Annotated in this window: 24 protein-coding genes; 7 read left to right on the plus strand and 17 right to left on the minus strand. The window is 34.2% G+C overall.

What is annotated here, in order from left to right; genetic code table 11:
- Positions 1 to 3: 3 nt before the first annotated feature.
- From EG814_RS05090 to EG814_RS05100, 3 genes are all read left to right on the plus strand, one after another.
- Complete coding sequence (locus tag EG814_RS05090; RefSeq protein WP_125719571.1) at positions 4 to 1,044, plus strand: PLP-dependent cysteine synthase family protein; 1,041 nt, start codon at positions 4 to 6, stop codon at positions 1,042 to 1,044.
- Between the two features lie 342 nt (positions 1,045 to 1,386).
- Positions 1,387 to 2,283 carry a LamG domain-containing protein gene (locus EG814_RS05095; RefSeq protein ID WP_125719573.1) on the plus strand — a complete coding sequence of 299 codons (897 nt, stop codon included), beginning with the start codon at positions 1,387 to 1,389 and terminating at the stop codon, positions 2,281 to 2,283.
- Between the two features lie 411 nt (positions 2,284 to 2,694).
- Complete coding sequence (locus tag EG814_RS05100; RefSeq protein ID WP_235830914.1) at positions 2,695 to 3,588, plus strand: LamG domain-containing protein; 894 nt, start codon at positions 2,695 to 2,697, stop codon at positions 3,586 to 3,588.
- Between the two features lie 86 nt (positions 3,589 to 3,674).
- Here EG814_RS05100 and EG814_RS05105 read toward each other — a convergent pair whose 3' ends face one another.
- The 7 genes from EG814_RS05105 to gcvT form a co-directional block, all read right to left on the minus strand.
- Positions 3,675 to 4,385, minus strand: coding sequence for a hypothetical protein (locus tag EG814_RS05105; protein ID WP_125719575.1), 711 nt, complete (start codon positions 4,383 to 4,385; stop codon positions 3,675 to 3,677).
- A gap of 12 nt (positions 4,386 to 4,397) precedes the next feature.
- Entirely contained in the window at positions 4,398 to 4,634 is a 237-nt protein-coding gene (locus EG814_RS05110) for a DNA/RNA non-specific endonuclease (protein ID WP_125719577.1), read from the minus strand.
- Complete coding sequence (locus EG814_RS05115) at positions 4,628 to 4,846, minus strand: hypothetical protein (RefSeq protein WP_125719579.1); 219 nt, start codon at positions 4,844 to 4,846, stop codon at positions 4,628 to 4,630. The genes EG814_RS05110 and EG814_RS05115 overlap by 7 nt, the downstream gene beginning before the upstream one ends.
- A gap of 232 nt (positions 4,847 to 5,078) precedes the next feature.
- Complete coding sequence (locus tag EG814_RS05120) at positions 5,079 to 5,282, minus strand: hypothetical protein (RefSeq protein WP_125719580.1); 204 nt, start codon at positions 5,280 to 5,282, stop codon at positions 5,079 to 5,081.
- A gap of 125 nt (positions 5,283 to 5,407) precedes the next feature.
- A complete protein-coding gene (locus EG814_RS05125; protein ID WP_125719582.1) occupies positions 5,408 to 6,121 on the minus strand; it encodes a YebC/PmpR family DNA-binding transcriptional regulator in 714 nt (237 codons plus the stop codon).
- A gap of 227 nt (positions 6,122 to 6,348) precedes the next feature.
- Positions 6,349 to 8,385 carry a S41 family peptidase gene (locus tag EG814_RS05130; RefSeq protein WP_125719584.1) on the minus strand — a complete coding sequence of 679 codons (2,037 nt, stop codon included), beginning with the start codon at positions 8,383 to 8,385 and terminating at the stop codon, positions 6,349 to 6,351.
- Between the two features lie 314 nt (positions 8,386 to 8,699).
- The gene (gene gcvT, locus EG814_RS05135; RefSeq protein WP_125719586.1) at positions 8,700 to 9,782 is read right to left on the minus strand and encodes a glycine cleavage system aminomethyltransferase GcvT; all 1,083 of its coding nucleotides are present in this window, start codon (positions 9,780 to 9,782) and stop codon (positions 8,700 to 8,702) included.
- A 445-nt stretch (positions 9,783 to 10,227) separates the two neighbouring features.
- Here gcvT and EG814_RS05140 point away from each other — a divergent pair, with 445 nt between their 5' ends.
- From EG814_RS05140 to EG814_RS05150, 3 genes are all read left to right on the plus strand, one after another.
- Complete coding sequence (locus EG814_RS05140) at positions 10,228 to 11,073, plus strand: NAD(P)H-hydrate dehydratase (protein WP_125719588.1); 846 nt, start codon at positions 10,228 to 10,230, stop codon at positions 11,071 to 11,073.
- Positions 11,074 to 11,608: 535 nt separating this feature from the next.
- On the plus strand, positions 11,609 to 12,391 hold the full coding sequence (locus EG814_RS05145) for a HipA family kinase (RefSeq protein WP_125719590.1): 783 nt from the start codon (positions 11,609 to 11,611) through the stop codon (positions 12,389 to 12,391).
- Complete coding sequence (locus EG814_RS05150; protein WP_125719592.1) at positions 12,381 to 12,764, plus strand: DUF3037 domain-containing protein; 384 nt, start codon at positions 12,381 to 12,383, stop codon at positions 12,762 to 12,764. The genes EG814_RS05145 and EG814_RS05150 overlap by 11 nt, the downstream gene beginning before the upstream one ends.
- Before the next feature lie 322 nt (positions 12,765 to 13,086).
- Here the strand turns inward: EG814_RS05150 and EG814_RS05155 are convergent, their stop codons facing one another.
- A complete protein-coding gene (locus tag EG814_RS05155) occupies positions 13,087 to 13,593 on the minus strand; it encodes a GNAT family N-acetyltransferase (RefSeq protein ID WP_125719593.1) in 507 nt (168 codons plus the stop codon).
- Between the two features lie 21 nt (positions 13,594 to 13,614).
- Positions 13,615 to 14,202, minus strand: coding sequence for a hypothetical protein (locus EG814_RS05160; protein WP_125719595.1), 588 nt, complete (start codon positions 14,200 to 14,202; stop codon positions 13,615 to 13,617).
- 125 nt (positions 14,203 to 14,327) lie between these two features.
- On the opposite strand from EG814_RS05160, the gene EG814_RS05165 reads away from it, so the two are divergent.
- The gene (locus EG814_RS05165; RefSeq protein WP_164515277.1) at positions 14,328 to 15,098 is read left to right on the plus strand and encodes a hypothetical protein; all 771 of its coding nucleotides are present in this window, start codon (positions 14,328 to 14,330) and stop codon (positions 15,096 to 15,098) included.
- Positions 15,099 to 15,453: 355 nt separating this feature from the next.
- Here EG814_RS05165 and EG814_RS05170 read toward each other — a convergent pair whose 3' ends face one another.
- The 8 genes from EG814_RS05170 to thrA form a co-directional block, all read right to left on the minus strand.
- Positions 15,454 to 16,020: a hypothetical protein gene (locus tag EG814_RS05170; protein ID WP_125719597.1), complete on the minus strand. Its 567-nt coding sequence runs from the start codon at positions 16,018 to 16,020 to the stop codon at positions 15,454 to 15,456.
- A 44-nt stretch (positions 16,021 to 16,064) separates the two neighbouring features.
- Positions 16,065 to 16,496, minus strand: coding sequence for a hypothetical protein (locus EG814_RS05175; RefSeq protein ID WP_125719599.1), 432 nt, complete (start codon positions 16,494 to 16,496; stop codon positions 16,065 to 16,067).
- A gap of 125 nt (positions 16,497 to 16,621) precedes the next feature.
- Positions 16,622 to 17,107, minus strand: coding sequence for a hypothetical protein (locus EG814_RS05180; protein ID WP_125719601.1), 486 nt, complete (start codon positions 17,105 to 17,107; stop codon positions 16,622 to 16,624).
- Positions 17,107 to 17,469 (minus strand): hypothetical protein, encoded by a 363-nt coding sequence (locus EG814_RS05185; RefSeq protein WP_125719603.1) that lies wholly within the window; start codon positions 17,467 to 17,469, stop codon positions 17,107 to 17,109. The genes EG814_RS05180 and EG814_RS05185 overlap by 1 nt, the downstream gene beginning before the upstream one ends.
- A gap of 520 nt (positions 17,470 to 17,989) precedes the next feature.
- A complete protein-coding gene (locus EG814_RS05190) occupies positions 17,990 to 18,748 on the minus strand; it encodes a hypothetical protein (protein WP_206430286.1) in 759 nt (252 codons plus the stop codon).
- A 251-nt stretch (positions 18,749 to 18,999) separates the two neighbouring features.
- Entirely contained in the window at positions 19,000 to 20,289 is a 1,290-nt protein-coding gene (thrC, locus tag EG814_RS05195) for a threonine synthase (protein ID WP_125719605.1), read from the minus strand.
- Positions 20,290 to 20,419: 130 nt separating this feature from the next.
- Positions 20,420 to 21,340, minus strand: coding sequence for a homoserine kinase (locus EG814_RS05200; protein ID WP_125719607.1), 921 nt, complete (start codon positions 21,338 to 21,340; stop codon positions 20,420 to 20,422).
- Positions 21,341 to 21,505: 165 nt separating this feature from the next.
- A complete protein-coding gene (gene thrA / locus EG814_RS05205; RefSeq protein ID WP_125719609.1) occupies positions 21,506 to 23,953 on the minus strand; it encodes a bifunctional aspartate kinase/homoserine dehydrogenase I in 2,448 nt (815 codons plus the stop codon).
- Positions 23,954 to 24,264: the final 311 nt, after the last annotated feature.

A 24,264-nucleotide genomic window follows, 5' to 3' on the forward strand; every position in this document is an offset into this window, starting at 1 on the left:
TTTATGAAAGAAGAAATAACTGCTTATAATAATGTTTTAGAGTTAATAGGAAACACCCCCCTTATTAAGCTAAATAAAATTACCGAAGAGTTAGAAGGAAATTTCTACGCAAAGGTAGAAGCTTTCAACCCAGGTCATTCCTCAAAAGATAGAATAGCATTATATATTATTGAAGAAGCCGAGAGAAAAGGAATTCTATCTCCGGGAGATACCATTATAGAAACCACATCTGGTAATACAGGTTTTAGTTTAGCAATGGTAAGCATTATTAAAGGTTACAATTGTATTTTAGCGGTAAGTTCAAAATCATCTAAGGACAAAATTGACATGTTGAGAAGTTTAGGCGCCAAAGTGTATGTCTGTCCGGCTCACGTTTCTGCAGATGATGAAAGATCTTATTATAATGTAGCAAAACGTTTGCACGAAGAGACAAAAGGTTCAGTCTACATTAATCAATATTTCAACCAATTAAATATTGATGCCCACTACAACACTACAGGTCCAGAAATTTGGGAACAAACAAAAGGACAAATTACGCATCTTATTGCATGCAGTGGAACAGGAGGAACTATCTCTGGAACTGCAAAATTCTTAAAAGAAAAAAATCCAAATATTAGAATTCTAGGTGTAGATGCTTTTGGTTCGGTTTTGAAAAAATACCATGAAACAAAAGAATTTGATAGTAAAGAAATTTATCCTTACCGTATAGAAGGTCTTGGTAAAAACTTGATTCCGTCTGCTACAGATTTTGATATTATTGATAAATTCATGAAAGTAACCGACGAAGAAAGTGCTCACTCTGCAAGAGAGATTACTAGAAAAGAAGGTTTATTTGTTGGTTATACTTCTGGAGCAGTAATGCAAGCTATCAAGCAATATGCAGAAGAAGGAGAATTTACAAAAGATAGTAATATTATTGCGATTTTCCCAGATCATGGTTCTCGTTACATGAGTAAAGTATTCAGCGATGACTGGATGAACGAGCAAGGTTTCTTTGATAGTGTTAATGAAGAAGAAGCTCAAAAAATTGAATTCGTAAAGTAATAAAATACTTTTCAAAATATACAAACTCCATTCGTATTTTCGGATGGAGTTTTTTTATTTCCTAATATCATCTCCTTTCAGTTTTCTTCAAAAGTTAAAATCTATCGTTTTATTGAATATGCCGTATTTATACGTAAGAAATTGTTGTTTAAGATATTTTTAATTTAATTTTTTAATAATAACAATGAAAAATATAAAAATTACTTAACGGACAAAATGCATAAAAAACGTTATTTGAACGAGTATTTTGGTAAGTTGTCGGAAAAATTTTAGCTCCAAGTAGTAAAAATATAGTTTAGCGATATAAAATAACATAGTTATTAATCCCTAAAATCTACTATTATGAAAAAAATACTACTAACAGGATTGTTTGTAAGTTTTTTGAATGCGAATGCACAAACACCGATTCAGGAATTTAACTTTAATGGCACTTTAAATAATACTGCAAATACAATATCATTTATTGGCACCAACAATTTTGTAGCAGATAGAGCAGGAGCTATAAAAGGAGCTCAGCGATTAAATAATAAAGCTCTAGAAGCTGTAATTGATAATTTGCCTCAAGGAAAAAGCTCAAGAACAATTAGTATTTGGGTAAAATTCAATGATATTGCCAATGCGAATTATATTTGGGGCTACGGAAATGCTTTAAATGCGCAATATTGCGGTTTATTACAACAAGGTACTACTTCTTCAAACTCTGATCTGAGTTTGGCTGCCTGGGGAGCTTCAAATGATGTTATTGTATCTACACCGCTGGAGAAGAGCATTTGGTACAATTATACCATCACCTACGAAGGTACTACTTCTAAAATTTATCGCGATGGTAAATTATTAAAGTTTCTGGAAGGAATGACAAGATCTACTAACGGAAATATTTTTAGATTGGGAGAAATCAATACTATGGTAGGAATAAATGCTGATATAGATGATTTAAAGATCTATAATGTGGCTTTGACTCCAGATCAGGTAAAAGAATTATATGAAAGCGAAAAAGGCAATGATTTGCTAGTAAAAGCTCCTGCTGAAACGAAGTCAAAAACTGTAGTTAAATCAAAGACTGCAAATGAAACGATTATTACCACAAGCGATGTTAGTGGAATGACAAAAAAAATTGAAATTTATTCGCAAGGAGAAAAAATTGTAGGAAGTAATGCCACGAATATAAACGATCTTCCTGAAGGGACTTATTTATTAAAAATTACCAGCACTCCGTCAAAAAAAATTACCTCAAAATAAAAGATCTTTTTTAGTTTGTTTTAAATGTTAGTTAGTTTTTTTATTGCGCAAGCAATTGGTTTTTTGGAATAGTAAGAAAAGCTTTCTGTATCAGGAGGCTTTTTTTATTGCAAGATTAATATAAAATCGATTTGATATGGAATTGATTTTACTGAAGTCAAAACCTTTAAAATAGCCCAGATTAGGTTTAGAGTATTTCAAACGGAATGCTATTTGACTGAAAAAGTTTTTTTGTGAGAATTATGTATTTGGATGTAAGAATTACTTGGTTGTGATGAATTTAAATTATAGTTTTAACAAAATTTCTAAAAATAATAAATGAAATTTTAGAATTGAAAAATCTAAAGTATTTCAATTTAACAATCAATTTCTATTTGCCTTAAAATAAACATTCTGATAAAAGTTATAACTATGAAAAAAATATTACTCACTTTAATGTTTGTAAATTTTTTAACTGCCAATGCACAAAATCCGGTGCAGGAATTTAAATTCAACGGAAATCTAAACAGTGCCGACAATTCTATTTCTTTTTTAGGTACCCCACTTTTTGTAAACGATAGAATGGGAAGCCCTAAAAGTGCCTTACGACTCACAAACAAAGCTTATCAAGCAGTAGTAGGCGAGCTTCCGCAGGATAATAAGCCAAAAACAATATCAGTTTGGGTAAAATTTAATGCTATCAATATTCCGAATTATATTTTTGGATATGGTGCCGCCATAAACGGACAATATTTTGGATTGGCACAGCAACCAGTATCAGGAGGAAATTCTGATGTCAGTTTAGTAGGCTGGGGAGATAACAATAATGTAGTAGTTTCTGTGCCATTAGCAAAAGAAACTTGGTACTTTTATAGTGTTACTTTTGACGGAAATGTTTCTAAAATTTACCGAAATGGTGTTTTATTAAAGTCTGTAGAAGGAATTCAGCGTTCGGCAAAAGGTTATATTTTAAATATAGGAAAACTAAATACCTCCACAAGTATTAATGCAGATATTGACGATTTGCGATTATACAGTGTTGCTATGACAGACGAACAGGTTTTGGAGGCTTACAATAGTTCAAAACCAAATGGTGCTGCAGTACAGACAATACCAGTTTCAGCTTCTAATACTCAGAAAAAAGCGGTTACAGCACCCGTGAAAACATCTGCACCTGCTGCTGCAGTCGAAACTAGTAAAAGTGGTAAAACTGTTGAGGTTTTCTCGCAGGGAAGACAAATAATGAGTGCCAATGCTTCTAATATTAGTGATTTACCGGAAGGGACTTATTTGATTAAGGTTATAAATACTTCTGCTAAGAAATAAGATTTTTAGGTTTTTTAAACAACAATGCCTTCTGATAATTTTCGGAAGGCTTTGTTTGGTAGCATGAGCTTAATATGTTTGGAGAATTATTCAAGAATATAGCTTACAAATTCTCCTCTTTTATAATGAGGAATATCATTATGATTAGATTTTAATATCATAGTATTCCAAGGTTTCCATTCATTAGAAAGTTCATTATTAGTTACTAAATAATGGTCTAATATTCCTTCTACAAAATAATCTTTTAAGGGAAGATCTAGAATTCTTTCTTTTCCATCTTGTGTGAGAACCACTTTGTATTCTAAATTATTTTTTTCATTAATATGAAAAGTAAATATACCACTATCCCATGAACTTAGATATTCTAAATCGCCATCTGAATCATATTGAGTAGGAACAAGATTGTTATCTTTTTCAAATTCAAAAATCATTGACATCATTCTATCGTTTACCCAACGATAGAAAACTTCAGCATAATCTAATAGATTTTGATTTGCATTTTCACTTTCCCATTTACAGGAGATAGAATATGAACCATCTTCTTTAATTGTATATAATACTATATTAAATTGATCGATTGAATCAATTTTTGTTTCAAAATATTCATGAACTTGTCTTTCATAAGTATAAAGCTCTCTTCCATCTAAAGTGCCTTCATTTTTATTATTGTCCTTATAATAGAACGTATAAATATCATAACTTCCCCCAAGTGTAAAAATAAATTTTACTTCTAAAGTATCGTAAGGAAATTCCTTGTAGTAGTCATAGAATGCTTTAACTATTTCTTGTTCTTTCATTTAGCTTTTGTTTTATGGATTAGTAATTGCTCTTTTACTTAGTGTGTTATCTTTAACGCCATCAAAAAGACCAACATCTACTCTAGTAGATGTTGGTCTTTTTGATGTTCCATCGAAATAAAATTCCATTTCTACTTTTATTTTTTTATTAGGATTTGCTCTTTTAAAATCAGAAATAGAAGTTTCCATCTTATACCAGTCTCCACCGGCTCTATTTTGCACAGCGTTTTGAGAAAAATAATTTATAATGGAGTAAGATCATCAAATTTAACTTGCAAACTTCCTCTTAAATAATTGTGAAATTTCTCGAAAAACAATTTGATATCAGCCTCAGAATAACGCTCTTTAAAAGGGGAATCAACTATTGATAAACAATAATCATCTTGAGTTAAAGCAAAGCCAAGACATTTATATAACATTTCCCAATATTCCAAGGTTCCTATTTCTAATAATGCTCCCAATAATCATCTTCAAATACTTTTTCATTATTCAATCTATGATGATGATAATAAATAAAATGAACCGCAATCCCTAAATATTTTTGAAGAGTTTTTACTTCCATTTAAAAAAAATCTAATTATTAGTATTTACCAAGCCGCTTTTTTCAGTAGATATGACTTAGCATCTTATAAATGCTAAGTTAAAACTATATTGATATAAAAAAAGCCTTCTGAAATTCAGAAGGCTTGTAAATTATCTTTTTTTCTGCTGGCCAGGAGCGTACCCTTTTGCACTTTTGTCTCCGTTCATTTTTTTAGCTTGCCCAGGAGGTATTTTTTTACCAGAACTTGGTGGGTTTTGAGTGTGAACATGAGTACTGCAACTGATTACGCTTAATACTAAGAACAAAAGAACTAGTACAACTACAGCAATTCGTGTGATTTTAGATGTTTGCATTTTTAGTTTAAATTTATTTTGAGGTGATGCAAATATAATTTTTTATTTGAATTAAGCGTAAGTTCACTAAAACAAAAAAGCTCCAGAAAAATCAAGAGCTTTTTAAAATATATTTTATAGAAAGATTATTCTTCTTTCATAGTATGATAAACGTTCATTACGTCATCATCTTCTTCAATTTTTTCGATTAGTTTTTCAACGTCAGCGATTTGCGCTTCAGTTAATTCTTTAGTGATTTGCGGAATACGCTCAAAACCAGAAGATAAAATTTCAAGACCTCTGTTTTCTAATTCTTTTTGGATAGCACCAAAACTTCCAAAAGGAGCATAGATTAAGATTCCGTCTTCGTCTTCAAAAACCTCTTCAGCACCAAAATCAATAAGTTCCAATTCTAATTCTTCAGGATCTATACCATCTTTTGCAATTCTGAAATTGCAAGTATGATCAAACATAAATTCAACAGAACCCTGAGTTCCCATTGTTCCGTTGCATTTGTTGAAATAACTACGAATATTAGCTACCGTTCTATTATTGTTATCAGAAGCAGTTTCAATCAAGATTGCAATTCCGTGAGGCGCATAACCTTCAAACAAAATTTCTTTATAGTTGGCAGTATCTTTATTACTTGCATTTTTAATCGCGCGCTCCACGTTGTCCTTAGGCATGTTTGCGGCTTTTGCATTCTGTATAACAGCTCTTAATCTAGAATTGGCGTCTGGGTTTGGTCCGCCTTCTTTAACAGCCATTACAATATCTTTACCAATTCTGGTAAATGTTTTGGCCATTGCAGACCAACGTTTCATTTTTCTTCCTTTTCTAAATTCGAACGCTCTTCCCATTTCTAATTTTTAGTTTTTGTGATGCAAAAATACGGTTTTCCTAATTTTTACAAAAACAAAATAAAAAAAATAAATTCCAATTTTTATCCCGAAGCCTCGGGACCAAATTCCAAAAAAAAGCGAAGCTTTTTTAAAATCTAAAATCTAAAATCTAAAATCTAAAATCTAAAATCTAAAATCTAAAATCTAAAATCTAAAATCTATCCCGATAGCTATCGGGACTAAAATCACTTACTCCCTCCATTAAAATCATTAATGATATTTACGGCTTCGTTCAGGTACGGATTTGTTTTCAGATTATCCATTTGATATTGGTTAATCGTTTTCTCATTCGGATAGGCGCCCAGAAGAAACTGATTCACACTCGAATTATAAACATCCAGCGGATTATTTTCGTCATTAAAAGTATTGATCTCTGTCCAAAGCGTATTCAGAATTTTTTTCTGCTTAAAAACGGAGTCTAATGTCATCGGGATTTCAGCCTTTGGGCTATTTACAAGCTGATCTATTTTAAGATTGATCTTTTTAATATTGTTAAAAAAGTAATTGTCAGACAATCTCGCAGAACTATTAGCTGCAATTTTATCGATCAAATTTCGTTTAACATACGTTTTGTATTTTAAGAAAGGTTCAATACTATCATTTTTAATCGCCGTCGGAAAATCACTTTCTTTTTGATAAACATCTTCGTAGAATTCGGGAAGCACCACATCTGGTTTTACCCCAATAAATTGATGGCTTTTGCCTGTAATTCTGTAAAACTTATTAATTGTAATTTTCAAGTAATCTGTATTTTTTTCTTCTTCAAGCGGAAGAATAGTCTGCATCGTCGCTTTTCCGAGCGTATTGCTTCCTAACAAAAGTGCACGGTTATAATCTTGCATAATAGAAGAGAAAAACTCGCTTGCCGACGCCGTATTGCTATTGACTAAAACCACAATTGGGCCTCTGTATATAACGCCTCTGAGAGGGTCATTAATAACCGATTTTTCTTTCTTGCTGTCAATTACAATAGAAAGCGGACCATGATCAACAAACATTCCGGCCAGTTTTATAGCTTCTTCCATAGAGCCGCCACCATTGTCAATAAGATCAATAACAAGTCCTTTTATACTATCTCTCTGCAGTTTTATAACTTCTCGCGCAACATCATCTGCACATCCTTTTCTACTATTGCCATCAAGATCTGCATAGAAGCTCGGAATTTTGACGTATCCAACTTTGTTATTTTTACCAATGATGAAACTAAAAACCGAATTCTCCTCATCCTTCATGACTTGTTTTTCAATGTAAACATCAAAACTTTTACCTGAGTTGCGTTTTAAAGTAAGTGTAATATGTTTGTTGGTTTCAGACAAAATCATCGTTGAAATAGATTCTAAAGAAGCGCAGGAAACCTGAAGAGTTTCTTTCTGATTGGAAATAGAAATAATCTGATCGCCTTTTTTTATCTGACCCGTTTGATACGCAGGTCCGTTTGGGTCTACCTCATCAATAATGATTTCGTTTTTCTCATTTAAGTTAACCGTCATTCCAAGCGACAAATGCTCTTTTGATAATGAGGCAACAAAACTCGTTTTAGAATCGTCACTAAAATAAGCCGTATGCGGATCAAAATAGGTGCAGAAGAAATTGTAAAGTTTCTCTTCTAGTTTAGTATTAGAGTCTATTAACGTGCTAAAACGGCAAATTTCATTCGTCAGAATTTGATTTTTAGAAACCTGTTCAATCGATTTAAAATTGGTTTTTAAAGAATCTAAATTATTACTCATTTCAGCAATATCATCCAAGATCTGATAGCGTAGCTTCTTTGTCCAAACCTTTTCCAGATCTTCTTCCTTTAGATAAAAAGCAAAAGATTTTTTATAAAAACGAATAGTATCTTTTTTTATATAATCAATCGGAAGCGTCTGAATCTTTTCTAAAACTTTTTTAGTACGCAAAAGGCCATTTACATATTGTGCTTTTATATCGGAAAGAAAACTGCAATCGTTTTTAAGGATCAGATTATCTAGATTATATCGGTATTTCTGAGCTAATTCGTCATATTCGCTCTTAAAAAGGATATTTCTAGAAGGATCAAGTTCATTAATCAGGTTGTCAAAAACAAACACAGATAAGCTGTCATCAACTGGTTTTGGCCTTAAATGTTCAGCTTGAATAAGCGCATTTATTTTGTTTAATATTTCACAAGTTTCTGCGCTGTTCTGACTAAAAGAGAGAGTTGATGTCAGCAAAAAAAGGAGTAGTGAAATCTTTTTCATAAATGGAAATTCATGGTTCATGATTAAAGTTACACTAATTTTTTTACAAAAAACAGTAATTCCTTTAAATATCGACGACAAAAAGGTTTTTTACTATAAAATACATATTTGAGAGTTGCCACGAATTACACGAATTCGCACTAATTTTTATTTTAGTTAGCCACAGATTAAAAGAATTAGAAAGATTTTTTTAATAATCCTTTTAATCTCTGTAATCTGTGGCAAAAAAATTAGCGGAAATTCGTGTAATTCGTGGCAAAAAAAATGCGTCACAACTTTTCGCTGCAACGCATTCAATTATAATCTAAAAAGAATTATTTCTTATAAAAAGGCAGTTTTACCACTTTAGCAGGAACATCATTTTTTCTGATTCTGATAAAAATATCACTATCTACAGCACTATTTGCAACAGTAACATACCCTAAGCCAATACCTTTATTCATAGAAGGCGACATAGTTCCAGAAGTTACAATTCCGATTACATTTCCGTCAGCATCAACAATCTCATAATCATGTCTTGGCACCGCGCGCTCCTGCATTTCAAAAGCAATTAATTTTCTTGTAACGCCAGCTTCTTTCTGTTTTTTAAGCGCTTCAGAATTCGTAAAATCTTTTGTGAATTTTGTAATCCATCCTAAACCAGCTTCAAGTGGAGAAGTAGTATCATTAATATCATTTCCGTAAAGGCAGAATCCCATTTCTAGACGCAAAGTATCACGTGCAGCAAGACCAATAGGTTTAATTCCGTAAGATGCTCCAGCTTCAAATACTTTGTTCCAGATTTGTTCTACTTCATTGTTTTTACAGTAAATTTCAAATCCGCCAGAACCAGTATATCCTGTAGCAGAAATAATTACATGTTCGATTCCTGCAAAATCACCCACTTCAAAATGATAATACGTAATAGCAGACAAATCAACAGAAGTCAAAGACTGCATAGCCTCAACCGCTTTTGGTCCCTGAATTGCCAAAAGAGAGTAATCATCAGAAATATTCTTCATTTCAACACCCAGATCATTGTGAGATGAAATCCAGTTCCAGTCTTTTTCAATATTCGAAGCATTTACAACCAGTAAATACTGCTCTTCTTTCATTTTATAAATAATCAAATCGTCCACAATTCCGCCTTCGTTGTTTGGAAGACAAGAATATTGCGCTCTTCCAACAGTCAAAGTAGAAGCATCATTTGAAGTCACTTTCTGAATCAAAGCCAAAGCATTTGGACCCGTCAACAAAAATTCACCCATATGCGAAACGTCAAAAACTCCCACGCTGTTACGAACTGTTTCGTGTTCAGCATTAACCCCTTCATAAGTAATAGGCATATTATAACCCGCAAAAGGAAGCATTTTAGCCCCTAAACCTTCATGTATGTGCGTAAGCGCAGTATTTTTCATTGTGTTGTTTTATAAAATTGTTTTGCAAATTTATTCAAAAAATATCGAATTAGAATGTCTTAAATTATAAATTTCGCAATAATTAGGAGCTATTCCAGCTTTTCGTTACAAGTCCTCATAAAAAAAGCAAAGTTTCTAATGCTCTAAAAAGAGCTTCCTTTGGTCGCTTTTTTAGAACAAGAAACTTTTGCTTTTTTTACTCCGGGCTTTTCACTTCAATCTGGGCTAGAGTACACGGTTTCAAAAAGAAGAATTAGTATTTCAATTTTTTATGTAACTTTAATTTGTAGTGCTGAAAATTTCTCGCAAAGACGCGAAGACGCAAAGTTTTCTACGAAAGACCTTATAAAAAAGAAGAAAAAACTTTGCGTCTTTGCGACTTTGCGCGATTAAAAAAGACAAGCATTAGCTTAAAAAATCTTTGGGACTTAAAAAAAATAAAAAAATGAAAGAACCGTATTTAATCGACAAAGAAGAAATTCTAAGACTCTATAAACCTAGAGATTCCAAAGCACACAAAGGAACACAAGGTCACGCCGTTATTATTGCGGGAAGTTACGGCAAAATAGGAGCAGCAGTTTTGGCCTCAAAATCCTGCCTAAAAACAGGCTGCGGACTCGTAACGACTTTCATCCCAAAATGCGGTTATCAAATCCTTCAAATCTCGATTCCGGAAGTTATGACCGTAACCGATGAAAATACCAATTTCATCACCAATATTCATCTTCCGTTAATTCCGCAAGCCATCGGAATCGGTCCTGGTCTAGGAAAAGAACTCGGCACACAAAAAGCTTTATTTGAATTTTTAAGAGTAAACAAAGCACCATTAGTTTTAGATGCCGATGCTTTAAACATTATTTCAGAAAATATTTCTTGGTTAGAATTAGTTCCCGAAGACACCATTCTCACACCGCATCTAAAAGAATTAGAACGCTTAATCGGAAAATGGAATTCAGAATCCGAGAAATTCCAGAAAACAATCGCATTTTCAGAAAAATACAAAGTCATTGTCGTCATGAAAGGCGCACCGACCTACATTATAAACCGAACATCAGTTTACGAAAACACAAGCGGAAACGCAGCCCTCGCCACAGCAGGAAGCGGCGACGTCTTAACCGGAATCCTGACGAGCCTTTTGGCACAAGGTTACGAACCTAAATACGCTTCTAAAATCGGGGTTTTCCTCCACGGTTTAACAGCAGATTTGGCATTACCAAAATTTGGTTATGAGTCTTTTACAGCTTCGACGATTATTAAGTATTTAGGAAAAGCTTTTCTGAGTTTAGCTTAACCGCAAAGCACGCAATACCGATAGCTATCGGGAACGCAAGGTTCGCAAAGTTTTTTTTAATACTAGACGATTTAATCTCGCAAAGTCGCAAAGACGCAAAGTTTTATTTCACGCAGATTTAAAAAGATTTAAGCAGATTGAACAGATAATTTTTTAATTAATCTGCTTTAATTTGAAATCTCGATAGCTATCGGGAGTGTGAAATAAAAAAATCATTTTAATCCATTTAATCTGTGGCAAAACCAAAACTTCGCGTCTTTGCGAGATTTATTTAGTTCTGCTTAAATTTTCTTAAATAACTTATATGGTTTAAAATTGCGCTCCTAGCATAAAAACAAAAACTTCGCGACTTTGCGTGATTTATTTAGTTCTTTTTAAATTTTCTTATATGACTTATATGGTTTAAAATTGCGCTCTTTGCGTAAACCTTAGCGTCCCTTGCGGTTAAATTTATTAAGTTTGTAATGTCAAAGATTAGTCCCGAAGCTTCGGGATAGCAACTCAGTACCTTAGCATCTTTGAACCTTTAAAAAAAATGAAAAACAACTTCGATCTAAGAACAGTAAACGTCATGCGTTACATAACGCCACTGCGTGAAGGCGGTTCCTTACCAGCCTTAGCAGAAGCCGATGACGACTTTAAATACGTATTAAAATTCAGAGGAGCCGGTCACGGCGTAAAAGCATTAATCGCCGAATTAGTAGGCGGACAAATCGCAAAAGCCTTAAAACTGCAACTGCCAGAATTAGTTTTCGCCAATCTCGACGAAGCTTTCGGAAGAACCGAAGCCGACGAAGAAATTCAAGATTTACTGCAAGGAAGTCAGGGATTAAATTTGGCGCTACATTTTTTATCTGGCGCAATTACTTTTGATCCTGCCGTAACGACTGTCGATGCCAAACTAGCTTCGCAAATCGTTTGGTTAGACGCCTATATTACGAACGTTGACAGAACATTCAAAAACACCAATATGCTGATCTGGCATAAAGAATTATGGCTGATCGATCACGGAGCGTGTTTGTATTTTCATCATTCCTGGAACAACTGGGAACAGCACGCTAAAAGTCCGTTTGCGTTGATAAAAGATCACGTTTTATTGCCACAAGCGTCACTTTTAAAAGAAGTTGATGCCGAGTTTAAAGCGATTTTAACTCCAGAAATTTTAGAAGAAATTGTAAATACGATTCCGTTAGACTGGCTGCAGTGGGAAGATGCAGATGAAACTCCGGAAAATTTAAGAAATGTGTATTTACAGTTTTTAAAAACACGATTAGCCAATTCAGAAATATTTGTAAATCAGGCGAAAAATGCAAGATAATCACTTATACGAATATGCTGTGATTCGTGTTGTGCCAAGGGTAGAGCGCGAAGAATTCCTAAATATCGGAATCATTTTGTTTTGCAAAAGAGCCAAATTTATAAAAGTCCTTTTTCATTTAAATAAAGAAAGAATACAAGCCCTTTCTGCCGATTTTGACATCGAACAATTAGAATGTAATTTAACGTCATTGCAAAAAATCGCCAACGGAGCCAAAGACGGCGGTCCAATCGCTGAATTCGAAATTCCGGAACGTTTTCGATGGTTAACGGCCATTCGAAGTTCTGCAATTCAAACCTCAAGACCTCATCCGGGTTTGTGTCAGGATTTGGAGAAAACTATTCATCGATTGTTTGAGGAGCTTGTTTTGTGATGTTTTTTAAACCATATAAGTTATATAAGATAATTTAAGCTTGGTGCTTAAAAGAATCTCGCAAAGTCGCAAAGACGCCAAGTTTTCTTTCACAGATTTATATTCTCATTTTTGTCATCCCGAGGAACGAGGGATCTCCGCAAGTAACTCTGCAAAGTATTGTTAATCTTTGTAGAATATTGTCGCGGAGATCCCTCGTTCGTCGGGATGACAAACTATACGGTAACCGTACTAATAAACTTTGCGTCTTCGCGACTTTGCGCGATTAAAAAAAACTTTGCGAATCTCTGTGTAATTCTCTGCGAATCTTTGTGACATAACTTCAAACCTTTTTCTCCATAAATATAAACTCCAAAGGCGTATCAGAAATCGTAACATGAATTTCGCTTTCCGGAAAAGCCTCTCTTTCTCCCGTATCTGCATAACCATGACGTTTGTACCACGCAATCAATTCTTCACGAGCCGAAATTACCGTCATAACAATGCTCGATAAACCCAAAGATTGAGCATGATTTTCGGCTTCGGCTAAAAGCTTTTTCCCGATTCCGCTGTTTTGAAGTTCTGGCGAAACCGTTAACATCCCCAAATACAATTGCTTTTCTTTTTCAACCAATAAAACCGAACCAATAATTTTATCATTTTCAGTAAACTTGAGTATTGTATTTTTAGGATCAAGGAAAATATCGGTCATTTCGGGTTCGTCGGTTCTTTTTCCTTCTAGTAAATGCGCTTCGGTTGTCCAGCCTTGTTTAGACGTTTCGCCTCGGTAAGCCGAATTAATTAAGGTTACTAATGCTGGAATGTCTTCGAGTAATGCTTTTGTAATCATGTGTTATAATATGTTGTCCAATTAATAATTTGGAGTATTTTGTTTTACTTTTTCAAGCAATTGATTTTCTTTTTCAATTACTTTTTCAAAAGGAGATTTTTCTGGAAGATTTTCTTTTTGATATTGTTCTATAAGAGGAAGGGTTAAAACAATTTTTAAAGCCGTATGATAATTAGTTATTTCAGTTCTTTTCTCGTCAATTGTCGACACCAGACTTTCTAATTCAGCTTTTTGAGAGCCATATTGGTCTGAACTTTTATCTATTAAACTTTTAATTTTCTTTTTTAGTATACTGTCTCTAATACCTTCCATTTGACCTTTGGCAGAACCATAATAATTATAAGATTTATTATCATAATTGTGAAAAATAGCAGTAGTATCTCTAGGATTTAAAGCGTGCAATTCATCTTCTAAAGCTTTTAGTTTGGGAGATTTATCTACAAGTTCCTGATATAAATTATCTACTAAATTATCTCTGCTTTTAAATCTTCCTAAGCCTATGCCTTCTTCCTGCAATGCTTTTGGTTCTTCATTTTCTTTGATGTTTGTATTTTCCTGTTTGCAAGATGTTAAAGCAATTAACGAAAATAAAATGTATATTTTGTTCATGGTTTTATTTTGAGTTTAATATTAAAACTAAACTACAAAAAAAAGTAATCAGCAGATGCTGAAATTTTAAGGAAATATCTGAAAAAAAATATTGAAATTTGTATTAAATCGAAAATCAATAAAGTATGAGCAGAATACATTTATTCGAGTTTGAAGATCAGCAATGGCTTCGGGAATTCATTAGAAATTACATGACCGACTTTTTGCAGTTTCTTTCTAATAAAACTGCGCTGTACCGAGGAATTGTTCCCATAATTGAAAAAGCTTTAAAAGAAAGCCAAACCAATCAGATTACTGATCTTGCTTCGGGTGGCGGTGGCGGACTGATTTGGCTGAACAATGAATTGCGAAAAAACAATCCCGATTTAAAAATTCTGCTTACCGATTATTACCCGAACATTCCTGCTTTTGAACACACGAAAAAACAAGCTGATAATTTCGATTTCATCAAAACTTCTGTCGATGCGAGAAACGTTCCCCAAAACCTCAACGGACTAAGAACTCAATTCTTGTCTTTTCATCATTTTAAACCCAAAGACGCACAGCAGATTCTGCAGAATGCGATTGACAGCAACAGTTCGATTGCAATTTTTGAAGGGCAGGAGAGAAGCGTTCCGAGTATTGTGGCGATGATCTTTTCGCCGATTAGTGTTTTGCTGACAACGCCTTTTATCAGACCGTTTAAAATTGGCAGAATCATTTTTACGTATCTCATTCCCATCGTACCGCTTTTGGTTTTGTGGGATGGCGTAGTTTCGTCTTTAAGAACCTATTCTGTTGATGAAATGAACGAATTGATTTCTAAGCTTAATAATAAAGAAAGTTTTAATTGGGAAGTTGGAAAAGTAAAATCCGGGCCTGCGAAGATTTTGTATTTGGTTGGGACGAAGAAGTAAAAATTTGTTTTCCACGTATGCTAGTGCGAGCGTCTCGCTCGTACCCGTTTCAATATTCACGTTTGCCAATCTTTGCGTTCACGAGCGAGACGCTCGCGCTAGCGGGGACCCTATGCTGTGCGAAGTCTCCTGACTTTGTACTCGCACCTATATTCCTTTCCAATATAGATGCTTTATGTCCAATTGGAACGGGTGCAAAGTCGGGAGACTTCGCACAGCGATCGCAATACTTCGTAGAGCGGGGGACTAAAAAATAAAAATTTGTTTTCCACGTATGCTAGCGCGAGCGTCCCGCTCGTGCCCGTTTCAGTGTTCACTTTTGCCTATTTTTGCGGTCACGAGCGAGACGCTCGCGCTAGCGGGGAGCATCTTTAATTGATGACGCGATATATTCATAAAATTCATATTCTTTCTCATTTTTCCAATCACAAATTAGTCCTTGGATCGTAAATTTTTTATCAAAATTTCTGCATAGTATTACCAAATTATTGAAGTTGTCATAGAGTTTAACACTTGCAACTAAATTTCCATCAAGCACAAAAATTATAATTTGATGTGAATCTTCTGGAAATTTAAGTGTAGAGGTTTTGTTTGGATGTAGAATGTGTACAAATTCATTTTTACCACCATTAACAATCCAATCTCTTAATGGATTGAATTTTGAATTTAGCACGAAATCTTTCCCTGAACAAAAGGCTAAAAAATTAAAAGCAATTTTAGCGCAACATCTGTAATAATTCGAATCTATTTTAGCTGATTGATGTGTTCTGACTTGAGAAGTTACTAATACCGGACTAATCGAGTTATTTAAAGCATTAGAAATTTCACTTACCAAAGTTTGTGTGAAAGGATTGGTTTTACCATCATAACTGGCAATAAAACATGAATAATTTTCTTCAATTCCGCTTTTAATTCCCAACATGAATTTATGCTTTTCAAGCGTTGCAAATTTAATAAATCTAGTTTTTAAGTTTTTAGCTTTTGATATATTCTCAAAAAGAACTTTAATTCTTCTTCAGAATTTTGTTTTGGAAAATTAAAAATAACTTCTCCAGTGATTTGATTAAATATTACATGAGGAATTTCAAATGGTTTATTCATTTGAATATAACCAAGTGAAAAACATTCACCTTTCGTAGGTTCGCTAAAAACTGAAATTTTGGACTTTGTTTCTCTTTTAGGATTTAGACTTCCTCTTTTACCAGGTCCAGAAATTTGCCTCGGAAGAGAAATGATTGATGATCGTAAAAATTCTTGCTCAGATTTAGAAATTATATTATTGAATTCATCGCTGACATACCCTAAAGGCAACTTAAGTTTTCCTCCTAAGCCAGCTGAAATAATGTGCTCCGCATTCTTATAATTTAATTTTTCTTTCGATGTTAGATAGATACACATATTTGGATGTCTTTCGATGTTGTGCTAGCATGAGTATCTCGCTTATGCTCGCTTAATGGTTTGATTTACTTTACGTTCACGAGCGGGACGATCGCTCTAAAGAAGGCAAGTATCATCATTATAGTTTAGTCAAGTTTCAATGTAAATGTCCAATTTTCTTTTGGATTTTCACTAAAAGGTATTTTTGATCTATTTAGAATAATATTATTGATATTAGTTTGAAAGGGAAGATCAAATGGCCACCAAAACTTATCACTTTCATTTTCAGGCCAAGCTACCAAATGATAAGTTTGGTCTTCTGGATTATTAATATTAGTTTTATCAAATGAGCATATTCCTTTTTTAGCAATTTCAACAAAATCAGTTAGGTATGATTCTAATTGTAACTGATTTAATCCAAGTATTTCACTTAAATTAGGATTTGTAATATATTTAAAATCAGATGGAAGTTGTGAAATATTTTCATGTAATTGCTCATTTGCAATATCATTTGCCTCAATTACTCTTGGTAATCTTCCTCCTGCAGAGGCAAAATGTAATAATCCCAATGTAACGTTATAAATATAGTAATCAATATCTCTACTATATTGTTCAAGTACTGTGTAACTCATTATTTATCAAATGTGTGTTTACAATTATCGCAAATCGGAACAGGTTGTTTTGTTCTTGGTCTAATTGGAGTTGAAAATATTATTTTATCTAAAGGGATAGTTGAATTTCCAATCATTAGTTTTTGGCTGACATTAACTTCTGCACAATTACCAATTGGATTTCCCTTTCCATTTTTTTGGATGTATAAATCACCTAATTCTCTTAACTTATTTCTCAAAGAATTTCTCATATTAGAATCACAAGGCTTACTATACGAGAAAACACGCTTACCATTATATTCCGCTCCAATAACTACAGCAGGTTTAAATTTGAAGGAAATAAGTTTTATTACATATTTTTCAGTTTGTTCTTCTAAGTTCATTATTGGTTTTTAAGTTTATTATTAACTCGTTTGCTTGCTTTTCAAATATATGTATTTTTTCTTGCCATTTTTTATGGATTTCCGTACTGGATATTTTTACTTATTAATTCAAAATAATTAATGGTAATACAATAAAAAAAGCGAGTAAAAATACTTTTACTCGCTTTAATCATTCTTTATATGTTTTTTACCCCAAGAAACTCTTCAACTCCTCATAAGTTCCCGATCGCGCAGATCTATCTCCGCAACGATAGCGCGGATTTGCAATCCGTGCCCGTAAAGTAATTCTTTTAACAACTCAAAAAACAAAAAGTTTAGTTTTATACTTTACTTTTATTTAGTTTGACAAAGAATTGTGCAGACTTAGAAAATGAATAAGAAATAATTATTTTGAACTCTTAAACTATTGCGCTTATTCAACTATACGGGCACAGATTGCAAATCTGCGCTAACGGGTATTTCAAGTAAAACTTTTTTACTTTTCCTTGCAAGCGCTTGCGCTAGCTGAGAGAAATTTTTATCACTCCCATATTTTTCTTATTAGTCTTAATAGTTTTGGTTCTTCTTTTTGTGTACTATCGTTTTGAATTTTTTGTTTTTGCTGCTCTTGCTTTTGTTGCATAAGTTTCTCCCATTCTTTATTTGTCGGCTGTTTTAAGTCAGCCCCACCTTTATGTGCAAAGTGGACGTAACCAATTTCAGGTTGAGGAAGTTTGTCTTCACATTCCTTTGAACACAAATTAGTGAGTAAAGGTAAAGTGTCTGTCCCAACACGAAGAGTTATCCAAAGTTGATTTGTTTGCTGATAAGTGATTTCTTTATTACAAATACTACATTTTAGAGTATCTCCAAAGTATCTAACAGGATTATGTGTAAGTAAAGGAAATCTCATTCGGTTCTTGTAGTTTCCAAATAATGCTCTTGTGCTTACACGACTGTCTTTTAGTTTTTTACAGTTACTAATTTCATAAGGAAACCAATGTAAGTTATAAGAAGTGTATGGATCGAAGTATTCAAGTGATTCCATTTGTCCAATTTCAGGCGGAATTCGTTTTAATTTGCTTCCATAAAGCCAAACCTTTTTTACTTTTTTAAGTTTTGATATACTCTCTGGTAAAGTATGAATTTGAGAAAATAGTTCTTTTCCAAGCTCATCGAATGGCGAAAATTCTTCTCTATTTTCGTAGGCAACTTTGTCTACATATTCGCAAAGTTTTTTCCATGCATAAGAGTTTCTATCCTGTACATCGTTTTCAATTTTGTGAATTCTATCGTTCATTATTTATTGTGAAATACTTTTTATACTTCATCTGCTAATTTATAGGCTAGAGAAACCTTCATGCATATTAAGTCAGATTGATATGCGAAGATCTATTTTTGTTTTTCCTACTTTTCAAATATATGTATTTTTCTTGCCAATTTTTAATTTGTGTCAAATAATTAAAATGAAATTTCTTGTTTGAAAAATAGATATTGTTGGATAAAAAAACGACTGAAATAATTTTCAGTCGTTTGATATATAATTAAGAGTTACCCCAAGAACTCTTTCAACTCCTCATAAGTCTCAATCTTCACACTAACTTTCTCCTCATTAATAACACTCTCAATCTGTGTTGGAATCGGAAGCGTAATTCCTAGCGCTGGTTCAACAACGTCTAAGAATTTAATTGGGTGAGCGGTTTCTAAGAAAATACCAAGGGCATTAGGAAATTTTTCAAGCTCTTTTTTCAAACCTAAATAACCCACAGCGCCGTGAGGTTCTGCGATATAACCGTCGGTTTTGTAGATTTTCTTCATGGCTTCAAGAGTTTGTTCGTCTGTGTAGCTGTAAGAAGAGAAATCTTTTTCGAAAGCTTTTAAATCATTATTGTATAATTCCTGAATTCTAATAAAGTTACTTGGGTTTCCAACATCCATTGCGTTAGAGATTGTTGCTTTAGAAGGTTTCGGGTCGTATTTTCCGTTTTCTAAGAATCTTGGTACGGTGTCGTTTACGTTTGTAGACGCTACAAAATGCTCAATTGGCAAACCTAATTTTTTTGCCATAATTCCGGCACAGATATTTCCGAAGTTTCCGCTTGGGCAAGAGAAAACCAATGGTTTGTTTTGGCTCTTCAACGCTTTGTAAGCAAAGAAGAAATAAAACATCTGTGGCAACCAGCGCGCAATATTAATAGAATTTGCCGAAGTCAGGTTTTTGTGCGCCAAAGTTTCGTCCAAAAACGCTTTTTTCACCATATCCTGGCAATCGTCAAAAACACCGTCAACTTCCAGTGCTTTAATGTTCTGCCCTAAAGTAGTCAATTGTTTTTCCTGAATATCGCTCACTTTTCCAGACGGATATAAAATGACAACATCTACGCCGTCAACACCCAGGAATCCGCTTGCAACGGCTCCGCCCGTATCGCCCGAAGTTGCTACTAAAACGGTATTTTTAGCGTCTTTTTTGTCTTTGTTGAAATAACCCAAACAGCGTGACATAAATCGCGCTCCAACGTCTTTAAAAGCCATTGTCGGTCCGTGGAATAATTCTAACGAATAGATTCCATCTTCGACTTTCACAACCGGGAAATCAAAAACCAAAGTTTCGGCAATGATTTCTTTTAGTTTTGCTTCTGGTATTTCGTCGCCTACGAATTGTTTAATCGCTTCAAAAGCAATTTCTTCGTGACTTAAACTTTCGATTTTATCAAAAAATGAAGGATCAAGTGGCGTAATGCTTTCGGGGAAATATAATCCTTTGTCACTCGCTAATCCTTGTATTACAGCTTCCTGAAAAGAAACTTTTGGGGCATTATGGTTTAAACTGTAGTATTTCATTGTTTTTTTAGTTCTTAGATTTTTAGTCCTTAGTCCTTAGTTTTTTTTGTTTAGTGCTTAGTTTTTTAGTATTTAGTTTAATCTTTAGCTTTCAGACTAAGGACTAGGGACTAACGACTAAGTACTACTATTAAAGAATTCTTACACCGTCTGGATTAATCTTCGAAACGTGAATTTCATACGGTAAATTCATTTTTTCGTAAACTTCACTCATGGCTTTGGCGATTTGGTCGGCGGTGTTTTTTCCTCGGCTTAAAGCGAAAATCGACGGACCAGAACCTGAAATTCCAGAACCTAAAGCGCCGTTTTCGTAAGCGGTTTTTTTGATCTGGTCGAAACCTGGAATCAAAACACTTCTAAGAGGTTCAACGATTTCGTCATGAAGCGAACGTCCAATTAATTCGTAATCTTTGGTATAAAGACCTGCGACAAGTCCGCCTACATTTCCCCATTGCGTGATGGCGCTTTTTAGGGAAACATTTTGTTTCAAAACCGAACGAGCGTCAGAAGTTTTTAATTCAATCTGCGGATGAACCACCGTTGCGAATAATTCTTCCGGACTGTCGATTCTGATAATATCTAGCGGAGCATAACTTCTTACCAAAGTGAATCCGCCTAAAAGGGCAGGAGCAACGTTGTCGGCGTGCGCATTTCCGCTGGCTAGTTTTTCGCCCTGCATCGCAAATTGAACCAAATCTTTACGAGAATATGGTCTTCCTAACAATTCGTTGATTCCGAAAACTGCTCCGGCAGAACTTGCCGCACTGCTTCCGATTCCGCTTCCAGCTTTTATATGTTTATAGATTTCGATTTCGAAACCAAAATCCAATTCATCCAAAGTCGCTAACATCGCTAAAGCCGCCACACCCGAAACATTTTTCTCGGTTTCAAGCGGTAAATCGGCACCAACGATTTTAGTAATACGAACGCCTTTCTGATCTGATTTTCGAACGATCATTTCATCACCCGCATTGTCTAAGCAAAGTCCCAAAACGTCAAATCCGCATGAGAGATTGGCGATAGTTGCAGGACAAAAAAGTTTTATTTCCATATTTTTGGTTTTTGCCACGAAGGCACAAAGTCACAAAGTTTTGTTTTTTTTGCCACGAAGGCTCAAAGACACTAAGATTTTTTATTGCAAAGGCTCTAAGATTTTAGTTTCTGAGCTTAAAAAACTTAAAAACTTAGCGCCTTCGTGTCTTAGTGGCCAATAATATTACACATTCCCGATACGGATGACGTCAGCAAAAATTCCTGAAGCGGTAACGGCTGCACCGGCTCCGGCTCCTTTGATCAATAAAGGCTGATCTACGTAACGATCGGTGTAGAAAAGCACGATATTGTCTTTTCCTTCTAAATTATAGAAAGGATGATCTTTTGGAATAAACTGAAGACCAACGCTTGCTTTTCCGTTTTCGAATTGCGCTACGTATTTCAATCTTGAATCTTTTGCTAAAGCTTCTTTATAAATGTTTTCAAAATGAGAAGCGTGTTTGATTAACGAAGCAAAAAAGTCATCATTGTTTGTTGTTGCTAAACATTCAGCTGGTAAAAACGATTCGTTTGCAATAGCGTCAATATCCATTTCGTAACCGCTTTCGCGAATTAGAATCAGGATTTTACGTGCCACGTCAATTCCGCTTAAGTCGATTTTCGGATCTGGTTCTGTGAAACCTTGAACTCCCGCTTCTTTTACGACATCGTGGAAAGAATTATTCTCGTCAAAATTGTTGAAAATAAAGTTCAAACTTCCCGATAAAACCGCTTGGATTTTATGCACTTTATCTCCAGATGCAATCAGATTTTTTACAGTATCTATAATTGGCAATCCCGCACCAACATTCGTTTCAAATAAAAATGGAGCGTTGTATTGACGAGATAAGTTTTTCAATTTTTTATAATTGTCGTAAGCAGAAGAACACGCAATTTTGTTACAAGTTACAACGGCAATACTTTCTTTTAAGAATTTCTCGTAAGCTTCAGAAACTGTTGCGTTTGCAGTGATATCTACGAAAATGCTGTTACGTAAATTCAATTCTTTCGCTTTTTTGATGAATTGTTCAATACTTGCTGGTTCACCTTCGCTTAAAGCGGCATCCCAATTTTTAAGAGAAATTCCGTCTTCATCAAAAATCATTTTTCTAGAGTTTGATAAAGCAATTACACGAACGTTAATTTTTAAAACTTCTTTTAAGAATTTTCTCTGATTGTGAATCTGTTCGATGAATTTTTCACCGACATTTCCAACTCCCATTACAAATAAATTCAGCTGTTTAGTGTTTTCTTCAAAGAAATTTTCGTGTAAGGTATTCAACGCTTTTTTAACGTCTCTTTCGTTAATTACAGTCGAAATATTACGTTCAGAAGCTCCTTGCGCAATCGCACGAATGTTTACGTTGTTTTTTCCTAAAGTGCTGAACATTCTTCCGCTTAAACCTTGGTGATTTTTCATGTTTTCACCTACCAAAGCAATAATGCAAAGATCTTTTTCTACATAACAAGGATCGATTTTGTTCTGCGAAATTTCGATTTCAAAAGCTTTGTTGATCGCAGCTTCGGCATTATCGGCATCAGAATTCAGGATTCCGATACAAATTGAATGTTCAGAAGAAGCCTGAGTAATAAAAATTACGTTGATTTTTTCCTGAGATAATACTTCAAATAAACGTCTAGACGAACCCGCAACTCCAATCATTCCCGGACCTTCAAGTGTTACAAGCGAAATATGATCAATATGGCTAATTCCTTTTACAACAGTATCTTTTGATAAAACCACATCAGAAATTAAAGTTCCTTCTGCTTCTGGCTCAAAAGTATTTTTGATTAAAATCGGAATGTTTTTTCTTAAAACGGGCTGAATTGTGGGCGGATACAAAACTTTTGCTCCAAAGTGCGACAATTCCATTGCCTCTTGGTAAGAGATATTTGCAATTGGCTGCGCTTGTTTTACAATTTTCGGGTTTGCCGTAAACATTCCGTTTACATCTGTCCAGATTTCCAATTGTTCTGCGTCGATTGCTCCAGCGATAATGGCAGCAGTATAATCAGATCCTCCACGTCCTAGGGTCGAAGTGATTCCGTCAATTGTCTGTGCAATAAATCCAGGCAGGATATTGATTTTTGCTTTATTTTGAGCAAAGTATTCTTTAATCAGCTGATTTGAAACTTCGAAGTTTACAGCAGCTTTTCCGAAATTATTATCCGTTTTTATTAATTCGCGGCTGTCTTTGTATACAGCCTCTTTTTCAGATTGCTGAAATGCCTGAGCGATAATGAATGAAGAAAGTAATTCTCCGAAACTTAAAATAGTATCAGCTGTTCTTGGAGACAATTCGCCTAAAAGAAAACAGCCGTCCAGTAAAGTTTCTAAATGGTTGATGATTCTTTTTACATGACTTAAAAGACTGCTTTGCTCGCTCACCGGAATCAGTTCTTTTAAAGTATCAAGGTGTTTTTTCTCAATTTCGGCTACAACCTCTCTAAAGCTTTCGTCGTTTGCGGCTGCTTTTGCGGCTGCGGATTGCAATAAATCGGTTACTTTACTAAGAGCAGAAACAACAACGACCAATTGGTCTTGTTTTGCTTTTTGGTTAACAATTTCGAGAACGAGTTTTATATTTTGAGCATTGGCTACAGAAGTTCCGCCAAATTTTAATACTTTCATTTTATTTTTTCTTAGGTGTAAAGGTTCTGAGTTGCTAAGGTTCAAAGATTATAGACTGTGAACTGAAACTGAAAACGGTTACTATTGTTTTTTTTTCTTTTTGTAAATGTTTTCTATGTATCCATTAACTTTCTTCTTTTGCGAAAAAAGTATAGACAACCTGGATTATATGTAAAAATGTATACCCCTAAGGGGTAGTAGTTGTTGTAGTAGAAATAATGGTAGCAGCAATTGCAACTCGTGTTTGAGCTGTAATAATTGTAGAATGATATTTTATGCTGTTACTTTTCATTTTTGATTTTTCAAAAGTA

It is taken from the genome of Flavobacterium ustbae, assembly GCF_003946915.1.
GTDB lineage: Bacteria > Bacteroidota > Bacteroidia > Flavobacteriales > Flavobacteriaceae > Flavobacterium > Flavobacterium ustbae.